Source organism: Olivibacter jilunii (genome assembly GCF_900607235.1).
GTDB lineage: Bacteria > Bacteroidota > Bacteroidia > Sphingobacteriales > Sphingobacteriaceae > Olivibacter > Olivibacter oleidegradans.
Genome location: NZ_LR027855.1, coordinates 1 through 11,129, shown reverse-complemented (window position 1 = coordinate 11,129; position 11,129 = coordinate 1). Strand labels below are relative to the sequence as shown.

The following is an 11,129-nucleotide window of genomic DNA, read 5'->3' as shown; positions in this document are numbered from 1 at the left end:
TAAGGTCACTTCGGTGAAAACAGTTATCTTGCGAATTATATTGATTGATGGTCGGATGTATTAACTTTTTTCGGTCTCGACGGACGACCGGCTTTTTCATTTTTTACGTTTTTAACTATGCTGATTTCACATATCGAAATTTTTAGATTTAGTATCAAAATGGAGCCTTTTGCAATCGCGACAGGCACGATGGATTATGCTCAAAACACCTTGATAAGGATACACACAGATGTAGGATTAATCGGATACGGGGAATGTTCAGCGTTTCCGATGATTGTTGGAGAGACACAAGATACCTGTTTAACGCTTGCGCGGGACTTTAGTCGCCTATGGAAAGGTAAAAATGCACTTTTATTAGAAGAACGGATGAACGAGCTTCATGCCTTTATTGCCAAAAATTCTACAATAAAAAGCGCGTTCGATATGGCACTATACGATTTAGCCGCTAAGTACGAAAATAAGCCGCTCTACAAATACTTACAGGGCATAGTTCGGCCCATAACAACCGATATTACAGTGGGCATCGCTGCTCCAACCATTATGGCAGAGAAAGCGTTGTCTTTTGTTAAAAACGGCGCATCCATTTTAAAAGTAAAGCTTGGGAAGAACCCTGAGGAAGATATTTTAAGAATCCAAGCAATCCGTCAGGCGGTTGGAGATGATATTCCGATACGTTTAGATGCCAACCAGGGTTGGACTTACGAAGAAGCGTTAAAGGTGCTTGGGGCTTTAACTAGTTATAACATCGAGTTTTGTGAGCAGCCCATGCGGTCTTATGATGATCATTTATTGCCTTTTTTAAGGGAAAAGGTTCGTATACCGATTATGGCAGATGAGAGTTGTTACGACCATTGGGATGCCGAACGTTTGATAGGGACAAAAAGTTGCGATGCTATTAATATTAAATTGGCTAAATCGGGCGGTATTTTTGAAGCACTGAAAATTCACCGGGTTGCAAAGCAACACGGTGTTCCTTGCATGATCGGCGGTATGTTGGAAAGCCGCCTGGCATTAGGAGCAAATGTACATCTCGCTTATGCCTGTGAAGGTGTTATATACCATGATATGGACACTTGTATGATTGGTCATCTTGAAGATCCCATTATTGGAGGGCCTCACTTTGATGCCTACGATATCAGTCTCGAGGAAAGTCCGGGAATAGGTGCAGAAGTAGATGCGGCATTTCTGGAACGCTGTGAACGCTGGACGGTATAGTGTAAACAGCAAAAGCCTTCTCATGGAGAAGCTTTTGCCGTTTTTTTATCAAAAGACGATCTTTTCCGGTCCGGAAACTTTATTTATATGACATTCACAGCGTCCGCCGCTAATCACAAAGTCGGTCTTCTTGACTTGTCCACTACTTGGATGTGTACCACTGACGACTACCGTATCTCCCTCCACACTAAGTGCACTTTTGTCACCATCAGATGCAATCATATAAAAGGGATTTGCAGCATCAGTTGACTGTTCAGCGCCACTTGGAAGTTTTTTGCCCGTAGCTTTAAGCGTAACGGAAAAGTCTTTCACCTGAAGTGTATCACCTTTACTATCTGTAAAAACTACGCCGACGGTTCTAAATTCCATCGTACAGGGCTTCGGCGGACAATCGGCTTCTGCCTGTTGATTCTTTTTAGCTGCACACGATAATAGTACAGCCAAAGAAGCGGTTAAAGAAAATGTTATTTTAAGAGACATACTTAATTGTTTTTTTTAAAATGTGTGGTGAGCCACATTTATAAATCGAGTAATATATTTGCTTTCTTATTTAGGATAAAGATAAAAATTTAATTGATAAAAAATAGCTTTATCCTTTCTTGATAACGTATTGGAGAAACAAGTGCTACACATGTTCTGTGTATCTTGTCATTTTTCAAAAAAATGCTTTAGTAATGGTGCCACAATTAGTAAATTGCGCAAAATCTACGTGTATTATGACATATTTTGAGAAGCTGTCCGCTATCCGTAAACAGATGTCGGAGCAGCAGATAGATGCTTATATCATTCCTTCATCAGACCCACATATTAGTGAATATCTTCCGGATCGCTTCAAATGCATCGCTTTTGTTTCCGGTTTTACAGGTTCGGCAGGGACATTGGTTATCACCCAGGATTTTGCCGGTTTATGGACCGATTCGCGCTATTTTGTACAAGCCGACGAACAGTTAAAAAGCAGTGGATTTGAGTTGGTAAAGCTGAAAACACAGGGTACTGCCGAATATATTGAGTGGCTTGCGGAACGTTTAGAACCGGGGAATACCGTTGCATTTGATGGAAAGCTTGCCTCGGTTTATATCGCTGAACAACTTATTAATCGACTGCAGCCACGCAAAATTTTGATCAATGGAACCGTTGACCTGTTAGATAAAATTTGGCAAGACCGACCCGAGCTGCCTAAAGAAAGAGCATACATTCTTGAAAAAGAGCTTGTTGGTGCAACTATTACGGAGAAAATATCGAAAGTAAGAGCGGCCATGCAAAAGTTTAATGCCAGTTACCACTTGGTTTCATCTTTAGATGATATAGCTTGGATTTTTAATTTGCGGGGAAGTGATGTCAAATGTAATCCGGTGGTTTTAGGTTTCGCCCTTTTGGAACCTATAAAAACAACTTTATTTATCGATCGTAGCAAGTTAGACCAAAGCGATAAGACAAGGCTCGAAGAACAAGGTGTGGCGGTTGCCGAATATGATACACTGGAAGAGGCGCTTAGTCAATTGCCTGCCGGTGAAACTGTTTTATTGGATCCCAAACGGACATGTTATGCCGTATATACGCAGATTCCGCAATATGAACGTATTATCGAAGCGCTAAATCCCAGCACAAAACTAAAGGCATCTAAGAATGATATTGAAGCTGAACATACAAGGCAGACGATGGTTAAAGATGGCATTGCCCTTACCAAATTTTTCAGGTGGCTTGAAGGGAGAATTGGGAAAGAAGAACTTACTGAGATTAATATTGCTGAGAAATTGCTGACATTTCGCAAAGAACAAGAAGGCTTTGTAAATGAGAGCTTTGACACCATCGCTGGTTACAAAGAACACGGTGCGCTCCCCCACTATAAAGCGACGGACGAGAGTAATGCTTCCTTAAAAGGAGAAGGACTGTTACTCATTGACTCGGGCGGACAATATACAACAGGAACGACCGATATTACACGGGTGATCTCGTTAGGAGCTACAACAGATGCTGAACGTATGGACTACACATTGGTGCTGAAAGCAATGATTGAAGGGAGTACTGCCATTTTTCCAAAAGGAAGCAAAGGGTATCAAATAGATGCTATTACTAGAAAGCCCCTTTGGGATAGACTGAGAAATTATGGCCATGGTACCGGACATGGCGTTGGTTTTTTTCTAAACGTTCATGAAGGACCACATGTGTTCAATACGGCCAATATAGATATTGCCATTGAGGAAGGAATGATTACTTCCATAGAACCTGGTTTATACCGTGAGGGTCGTTATGGTATACGAATCGAAAATTTAGTCTTAAGTATCCGCGATCAGGAAACTGAATTTGGTGAATTTATGGCTTTTGAGACGTTGACATTGTGCTATATTGATACGGGTTTGGTTGATAAAACGCTGTTGGATCAAAAGCACGTCGATTGGTTAAACCAATATAATAACATGGTTTATGAACGCTTATCTCCCCATTTAGATGAAGAACATCGGCAATGGTTAGCCCATAAAACACAAATCATTTAAATATGCCACATACTGCGCCTGTTAAACAAGATACGCCCGCCAGAGCCTTTGAACGTTTACTGGAAGTTTTAAATACATTGCGTTTAGAGTGCCCTTGGGACAGAAAACAGACCATGGAATCGTTAAGGCACTTAACGATCGAAGAAACCTACGAATTAGCGGACGCTATTTTGGATAAAGACCTGCCGGAGATAAAGAAGGAATTGGGCGATCTGATGATGCACCTGGTGTTTTATGCCCGTATTGCTGAAGAAACGAATGATTTTGATATTGTAGATGTCCTTAACAGTGTATGCGACAAACTTATCAATAGACACCCACATATTTATGGAGATATTGAAGTAACAGATGAAGAAGATGTAAAACGTAATTGGGAACAGCTGAAGTTAAAAGAGGGAAACCGATCGGTTTTAGCAGGAGTTCCGAAAAGTCTGCCGGCTTTGGTGAAAGCCTATCGAATTCAAGATAAAGCCAGAGGCGTTGGCTTCGACTGGGAGGACAAAAGTCAGGTATGGGAAAAAGTGGAGGAAGAATTAGCGGAATTTAAAAGTGAACTGGATATCACGAAAAGTGAAGCGGTCGATTTAGAGAAGGCGGAACAGGAATTTGGTGATCTTTTGTTTTCGTTGATCAATTATGCTCGGTTTTTAGGTATTAATCCGGAAAATGCATTGGAAAAAACGAATAAAAAATTTATACAACGCTTTAGCCATCTCGAAAAAAGGGCACAGGAGGATGGAAAAAGTTTAAAAGATATGTCTTTGGCAGAAATGGATGTCTACTGGAACGAGGCAAAACAACAATAGGTGTCTATTTAAATCTAATGGCCTTAATAGGTGTGATTCGGCTTACTAAACCGGATGGAACTAAAAGGGCCAATAAACACAATAATGTTGTGCCGATATTGAGTAGCATAATTTCTTGAATACCAATGTCGATGGGGACATATGAAATATAGTAATCCTTTTCATCCAATTTAAACCAGTGCGTATAGTACTGTAAAACACATAGACCGATACCCAATATATTTCCAAGTAAAAGTCCCAGACCAATAAGACGAAGTGCATTATAGAGAAATACTTTTCGAATAGATAGGTTGGTAAGTCCTAGTGCTTTCAATATCCCGATCATATTTGTTCGTTCGAGAATGAGAATTAGCAAGGCAGATATCATATTAATACTGGCCACTAAAATCATCAGGATAAGGATAATTTGCGAATTAATATCAAGTAACGCAAGCCAATCAAAAATTTCAGGAAATTGAGAGACTACAGTGACCGATAGTAGCTGAATGGGTAAAGCATCCAATATTCGCTGATTTATTTCTTCTACTTTTCCGAAATGGCTTGTCATGATTTCATAACCGCCCACTTCGTTATCCGACCATTTATTTAGTCGTCTTATGAGTGATAGGTCGCCAATTACATAGGTTTTATCAATTTCCTCAACACCTAAGTTATAAATACCCACGATTGTGAACTTCCTTTTTCGCAACGGTTCTTGAACAAAGTACATGAGAAAGTCATCTCCGAGTTTAAGTTTAAGCCTATTAGCAGTATAACGCGAAATAAGTATTTGTTGTTGCGCAGGTATGCTATCCGTAAAATTGATTACGTTTCCTTCAACCAGTATCTTGCGCAACTTTTCCTGATTATAGGCGCTGTCAATCCCTTTCAGCACAACGCCTTCTATTTCGTCTTCAGCATTAATAATTCCCGGCTTAGTAGCAAACGCATTAAGCTCTTTAACACCGGCTATTTTTTTAATTAGTAGCAGGCTGTCGGTTCGTATGCTAAAGGGTGAGCTTTCGTATGAATTGTTCAAGTTGTGTTTATAAATAGTAATATCGCCATTAAAGCCTCTTTCTTTTTCGATTATACTTCCTTTGAAGCCCTTTAAAATGGCAATAGCTAGTATCATTACGGCTAGTCCCAGCATGATACCCGCTATTGCTACTCTCACGATTAGCCTAGAGTACTTGCGTGCACCGCTTTTGGAAATCCTATTTGCTAAGTATAAGGGAAAATTCAAGTCTGACTATATATTTTGTACCTTAGCAAAGGTAAAGATTGAAGTGTTTTTAAAGAAACGTAAACAGAAAAATAATGCGAATTATATTTATGGGCACTCCTGAATTTGCAGTTGCTTCTTTGTCAGCGCTGTTGGAGGCAGGAGAAAATGTGGTAGCTGTCGTTACGGTAGCGGATAAACCGGCAGGAAGGGGACAAAAGGTACAAGAATCAGCAGTTAAAAAATTTGCTTTATCAAGAGGTATTCCTGTTTTACAGCCCGATAAATTAAAAGACCCCGATTTTATCAATGCTTTAGCCGCTTATCAGGCGGACTTACAAGTGGTGGTAGCTTTTAGAATGTTACCGGAAGTTGTCTGGAATATGCCTCCTAAGGGAACGGTAAACCTGCATGCCTCTCTCCTTCCTCAATATCGGGGTGCGGCACCAATAAATCATGCAGTGATGAACGGAGAGCGAGAAACAGGCGTCACTACTTTTCTTTTACAACATGAGATAGATACAGGTAATATTTTATTGAGTGAACGCGTGTCCATTGAAGCGGATGACACTGCCGGCGACATACACGATAAATTAATGTATGTGGGAGCTGAATTATTGGTTAAAACGGTGCAACTTATTAAGGAGGACAAACATCACGAAATACCACAAGCAAGTATTGCCGATGAACAGAAATTAAAGCATGCTCCAAAGATTTTTAAAGATGACTGTAAAATACAATGGGAAAGGCCGGTTGAGGAGGTGTATAATTTTATTAGGGGACTGAGTCCCTACCCTGCTGCTTTTACGGTATTTCAGGGTAAAACTTTAAAGATTTTCGCTTGTCGTCCATTGAAGGGACCCGTACCACCGGAAAAGGAACCTGGCAGCATCGTGACCGACGGTAAGCATTACTTACGATTTACCACACGAGATGGTTACTTAGATGTACTCCAACTTCAATTAGAGGGAAAGAAAAAGATGTCCGTCGAAGAATTTTTAAGAGGCGCGCGATTTGAGTGATTATCTCGGAATTTTTATAGAGAGCAGTAATGACTAAAATTACGCTGCTCTCTAAATTCATGACCGTTACTCTTCATTTAAATCGGAGGCAAGTTGCCATTTCCCCAATTTTTCTTGTAAACTTTTGGATAGATGGTTGAAGTACCTTTTCTTTTTGTATCCCATCACCCAATAAATACCATGTATTGCATTCGTTAAGAACATTTCGTCGGCCTCATGCAGTATCTCAGGGCTTATTTGTGCCTCAACCACTTCGATGCCGTACTCATTAGCCATTTCGATGACAACTTTACGCATAACACCTGCGATACAACCTTCGCTTAAAGCCGGTGTATATAATGTTTTGTTATACCAAACGAAGATGTTAGAACTCAGCGATTCGCAGAGAAACCCGTCATTATTTAGGATAAGAATATCATCACAACCTAAGCGTTTTCGCTCTATACCGGCCAATATATAAATAAGTGCATTATTGCTCTTCAGATGAGAGAGGCTGTTAATCGACTTTTTATGCTCTCGATAGACATCGATGATTACCCCTGTTTTATTTAGCCGATATCCATCATGATCAAGCGGATTTGCTTCCAAAAGATAATTTGCTTTGTTCGTTTCAGGGCTGTAGAGACCTGCTCCTGCCCGGTAGACGTTTAACCGAATTCTAGCATCTGCCCCCAGTTTATTTTTTCTAACCAGCTCTGCCGCCTTTTCACGGATAAAATAGGTGTCAAATTTTGCAAAACCTTCTAAATGGAGAAGTTCCATACTGGCTTGAAGTCGCTCAACATGGTACTGAAGAAAACGAATATCGCCATCTGTCCAACGCATGGTTTCAAAAATTCCGTCTCCATATCTTAAACTTCTATTGCTACTTTGTATAGCGGGCTGATTTTCCAGCATCAAACTTCCGTTATGATTTATATATCTATCGTTCATTGTTTAATTTAACGAAAAAAAAGGGAAAAAATTCTGTAAAAAATTACTTGCTTCGTTCGTACTGCACGTAGGATTTCCATTTATCTAAGCATATGGCGAAGTCATCCGGTAAATCACTTTCAAAGTGCATGAGTTCTTTACTTTTAGGATGTGTAAACCCTAAGCTTTTTGCATGTAGGGCTTGACGGGGTAAGATGGAGAAGCAGTTGTCTACAAATTGTTTGTACTTAGTAAAAACAGTTCCTTTTAAAATTTTATCACCGCCATAAAGTGTATCATTAAATAAGGGGTGGCCAATGGACTGCATATGCGCCCGGATCTGATGTGTTCTGCCGGTTTCCAGTTGGCACTCGATGAGTGTGACATAGCCTAGACGCTCAAGAACCCTATAATGCGTGACGGACCACTTACCTTTATCTTCATTTTCGTAAACCGACATTACACGACGATCTTTAAGGCTTCGGCCAATATATCCGGAAACTGTACCGTTCTCTTGAAGGTCGCCCCAAACTAATGCTAAATACTTACGCTGAATGGTATGGTCAAAAAATTGCTTGGCGAGATTTGTGATCGTCCACTCGTTTTTAGCAATGACCAATAAACCGCTGGTGTCTTTGTCTATCCGGTGCACCAGCCCCGGTCGGCCATCGTTACCTGGTAGCTGAGGTAATTGATTAAAGTGATAAACCAACGCATTCACCAGTGTCCCTGTGTAATTATTGTAACCTGGATGAACCACCATCCCCGCTGGTTTATTTACGATTAGCAGATCATCATCTTCATATCGAATATCTAAGGGAATATTTTCCGGGTAAATTTCAGTATCTCTTGGCGGATGAGGTAATACAACTGTTATTAGATCGCCAGGTTTTACTTTGTAACTGGATTTAACCGGTCTATTATTAACCAAGACATTCTCTGCTTCAATGGCATTTTGCACCCTGTTTCTAGAAGCATTTTCAACACGGTGCATAAGGAACTTGTCTATGCGCAACAGCGTTTGGCCCTTATCGACCACTATCCGTAAATGTTCAAATAAATCCTGTTCGCCGTTATCTTCTATGTCGAATGCTTCTACTTCTTCTGCCATGGTGCAAAAGTAAATATTATTTAGTTTTCATAAGTAGTCTGATAAAAATAAGCTTTCCGTTCAGACTTTTTCTTTTACTTTAAGGAAATTTCTTTGCATTTTAGCGGTTGTATCCAACAGGCATTAAACGAATAGAACATTCATGTCATATCTTAATAGCAATATCCGGTTAGCCATCGTGGATGACCACCAGATCGTTATCGAGGGTCTTAAAACGCTCTTGACAAATCATAGCGAGATTGAAGTTGTCGACTGCTTTATAAGTGGCGCAGAGTTTATGGCGTTTTTAACCGGTCATGAAGTGGATGTTGTGCTGTTAGATGTCATGTTACCGGACGGTAGTGGTATCGATTGGTGTAAAGAGATCAAGATTAAAGCTCCAAATGTCTCTGTGTTAGCGCTGAGTAATCATGCCGAACGAAGTTTTGTTATGAAGATGCTGCAAAATGGAGCAAGTGGTTATTTGTTGAAAAATGTATCGGTTGACGACCTCGTTCATGCGATTAAGGCGGCCTATAAAGGTGAAATCGCTTTTAGCAGGGAAGTAAATGAAATTATTGCCAAACCCACTCTAAATGAACTTAAAGGCCCTCCGCAGCTTACGAAAAGGGAGAAACAGATTCTGTCTATGATCGCTGAAGGAAAGACAACGGCTAATATGGCTGAAACACTCTTTCTTAGCCCTTTAACCGTGGAAACACATAGGCGGAATTTGCTGCAAAAATTCGAAGTAAAAAATGTGGCAGAGTTGATCAAAGAGGCGCTTCAGCAAAGATTATTATAAAAAAATGTTCTTTTTTTTGAGAAAAAGTCTAACTTTGGGCTCCCAATAAGAAAAGTATAACGACTCCGTAGCTCAGTTGGTAGAGCAACTGACTCTTAATCAGTGGGTCGAGAGTTCGAATCTCTCCGGGGTCACCACAGGGGAAGCCATTTTTCTAGAAAAAATGGCTTTTTCTGTTTATAAGGGCAGATTAGATTGTAATGCTTCTAATTTGGACTGCAAAGCCACGGTATTAAGTAAATGCTTTTCCCCGTATTTATCGTTTAATGGAACGAAAGGCGCGGACGATGGTATCACTGATGTTTTGGGCAATCTGTCCGTTGGTGTCGAAGCGGGGGTTGAAGATGGTGATATCAAAACCTATGATTCTTCCGGTGCATAAAAGTTGGTTAATAAAATATTCTGACTGCTCAAAATCAAGTCCGCCGGGCAAATGATATTCTACTGCAGGGTTTAGCTCATCGGCTAGTACATCCGTATCAAAATGCATCCAATAGCCATCTAGGGAGGAGTCAAGGTTTGTTATTACAGCAGCTGCAACTTGTTCTATCCCCTCTTTTTCTATGTTTTCCAGATCATAGCGAGTGATGGTGGTATCGCGAATATCCTGCGAGCCATATTTTTTTGTCTCTTCCCAATCCCGCTGACCGATATGAATCACGTGGCCATCCTCTACATAGGGTTTTATGTTGTTAATGTTGGTGAGTATGTCCGGTCCGCGACCGGTAACAATTGCTAGATCCATATCGGCCACTTCGCCGGTCACCGACTTTTCGGGTTCGTAGAAGTCTGCATGCGCATCGATAAAGATCAGCCCATATTTACCGCGGACTTTGAGGCCAGACATGATACCTAGAAGAATGCTGCAATCACCGCCCAATATCAGCGGGAAGCGGCCTTTGTCAAGCAGTAAATCAACGGCTTTTCCGAGTTTGATAGAGAAATTGCGAATTGATACTGGATTAAGACAACGAGTGTCAGGATCTCTTTTGTCGCTGTACTGCGCATTGAGGGTAGCAAGGTGTAGTACAGGATGTTCTTGCTGTAGCTGCCAGCCGAGGCCAGCTTTCAACAGGGCGGCTGGCAAATCTTGCACGCCATTTGTACGGAGCCCTAATATAGAAGGTGCCGCTAGGATCTGTATGTCGAGGTTTTGTGTGCCCATATACGGGATATTATGTGCAAAATTTGTTCCAGATCATCTCACAGATCAAGGTCTATTTTTCAATGTCTTTTGGTGTGGTTTTTTAATAAAGAGAAGCTTTTGTGGAAATAACAAAAAAATAAATGCCATAAATCTATACTAAAAGAAATAGCCCCTCTGGGAAAGGGGCTATTCTGCTAACCAATTATAAACCTATATTAAACTGAGGGGCAATATGACAAACAAAATGATATTTTTTTATTTTATATCGTTTTGTTGATGCAAATATAGTAAAAAAATCAATTATCAAGATATTTTTTGAATTTTTTTATTTTTTGTTGTGAATATTCGTTTGTTTTTTGCTTTATTTTTTTCATAATAGATTTTTATCGTATTTTTTTTAGATGTTTTTTATTTAAAAATTGCTATAATATAT

At 40.2% G+C, this 11,129-nt stretch carries 10 protein-coding genes and 1 tRNA gene; 6 read left to right on the top strand and 5 right to left on the bottom strand.

The features are described 5' to 3' along the window. The first annotated feature begins 117 nt into the window (after nt 1-117). Entirely contained in the window at nt 118-1,215 is a 1,098-nt protein-coding gene (locus E0E36_RS21445) for a mandelate racemase/muconate lactonizing enzyme family protein (RefSeq protein ID WP_130857703.1), read from the top strand. Nucleotides 1,216-1,263: 48 nt separating this feature from the next. Here E0E36_RS21445 and E0E36_RS21440 read toward each other — a convergent pair whose 3' ends face one another. Further along, entirely contained in the window at nt 1,264-1,695 is a 432-nt protein-coding gene (locus E0E36_RS21440; RefSeq protein WP_130857702.1) for a hypothetical protein, read from the bottom strand. Between the two features lie 236 nt (nt 1,696-1,931). Here E0E36_RS21440 and E0E36_RS21435 point away from each other — a divergent pair, with 236 nt between their 5' ends. Together E0E36_RS21435 and mazG are read left to right on the top strand one after the other, a co-directional pair. Next, nucleotides 1,932-3,710, top strand: a complete 1,779-nt coding sequence (locus tag E0E36_RS21435; protein ID WP_130857701.1) for an aminopeptidase P family protein — start codon at nt 1,932-1,934, stop codon at nt 3,708-3,710. Nucleotides 3,711-3,712: 2 nt separating this feature from the next. Beyond that, complete coding sequence (mazG, locus tag E0E36_RS21430) at nt 3,713-4,516, top strand: nucleoside triphosphate pyrophosphohydrolase (protein WP_013666803.1); 804 nt, start codon at nt 3,713-3,715, stop codon at nt 4,514-4,516. Nucleotides 4,517-4,520: 4 nt separating this feature from the next. On the opposite strand, the gene E0E36_RS21425 is transcribed toward mazG, so the two are convergent. Then, nucleotides 4,521-5,741 (bottom strand): ABC transporter permease, encoded by a 1,221-nt coding sequence (locus E0E36_RS21425; RefSeq protein ID WP_130857700.1) that lies wholly within the window; start codon nt 5,739-5,741, stop codon nt 4,521-4,523. A 74-nt stretch (nt 5,742-5,815) separates the two neighbouring features. Between E0E36_RS21425 and fmt the strand changes: the two genes are divergently transcribed. Continuing rightward, nucleotides 5,816-6,742: a methionyl-tRNA formyltransferase gene (gene fmt / locus E0E36_RS21420; RefSeq protein ID WP_130857699.1), complete on the top strand. Its 927-nt coding sequence runs from the start codon at nt 5,816-5,818 to the stop codon at nt 6,740-6,742. A gap of 66 nt (nt 6,743-6,808) precedes the next feature. Here fmt and E0E36_RS21415 read toward each other — a convergent pair whose 3' ends face one another. Continuing rightward, entirely contained in the window at nt 6,809-7,675 is an 867-nt protein-coding gene (locus tag E0E36_RS21415) for an aminotransferase class IV (protein WP_013666806.1), read from the bottom strand. Between the two features lie 43 nt (nt 7,676-7,718). Beyond that, nucleotides 7,719-8,765, bottom strand: a complete 1,047-nt coding sequence (locus E0E36_RS21410) for an RluA family pseudouridine synthase (protein WP_130857698.1) — start codon at nt 8,763-8,765, stop codon at nt 7,719-7,721. A gap of 142 nt (nt 8,766-8,907) precedes the next feature. On the opposite strand from E0E36_RS21410, the gene E0E36_RS21405 reads away from it, so the two are divergent. Both E0E36_RS21405 and E0E36_RS21400 read left to right on the top strand, forming a co-directional pair. After that, nucleotides 8,908-9,549: a response regulator gene (locus E0E36_RS21405; protein ID WP_013666808.1), complete on the top strand. Its 642-nt coding sequence runs from the start codon at nt 8,908-8,910 to the stop codon at nt 9,547-9,549. Between the two features lie 61 nt (nt 9,550-9,610). Then, nucleotides 9,611-9,686 (top strand) — tRNA-Lys (locus tag E0E36_RS21400). Between the two features lie 119 nt (nt 9,687-9,805). Here the strand turns inward: E0E36_RS21400 and E0E36_RS21395 are convergent. Continuing rightward, entirely contained in the window at nt 9,806-10,714 is a 909-nt protein-coding gene (locus tag E0E36_RS21395; protein WP_130857697.1) for an arginase family protein, read from the bottom strand. Nucleotides 10,715-11,129 lie beyond the last annotated feature (415 nt).

Bases quoted from the DNA above. Each gene is read 5' to 3' on its own strand.
- fmt (WP_130857699.1), top strand. From the start codon at position 5,816: ATGCGAATTATATTTATGGGCACTCCTGAATTTGCAGTTGCTTCTTTG.
- E0E36_RS21415 (WP_013666806.1), bottom strand. From the start codon at position 7,675: ATGAACGATAGATATATAAATCATAACGGAAGTTTGATGCTGGAAAAT.
- E0E36_RS21410 (WP_130857698.1), bottom strand. From the start codon at position 8,765: ATGGCAGAAGAAGTAGAAGCATTCGACATAGAAGATAACGGCGAACAG.
- E0E36_RS21435 (WP_130857701.1), top strand. From the start codon at position 1,932: ATGACATATTTTGAGAAGCTGTCCGCTATCCGTAAACAGATGTCGGAG.
- mazG (WP_013666803.1), top strand. From the start codon at position 3,713: ATGCCACATACTGCGCCTGTTAAACAAGATACGCCCGCCAGAGCCTTT.
- E0E36_RS21445 (WP_130857703.1), top strand. From the start codon at position 118: ATGCTGATTTCACATATCGAAATTTTTAGATTTAGTATCAAAATGGAG.
- E0E36_RS21405 (WP_013666808.1), top strand. From the start codon at position 8,908: ATGTCATATCTTAATAGCAATATCCGGTTAGCCATCGTGGATGACCAC.
- E0E36_RS21440 (WP_130857702.1), bottom strand. From the start codon at position 1,695: ATGTCTCTTAAAATAACATTTTCTTTAACCGCTTCTTTGGCTGTACTA.
- E0E36_RS21395 (WP_130857697.1), bottom strand. From the start codon at position 10,714: ATGGGCACACAAAACCTCGACATACAGATCCTAGCGGCACCTTCTATA.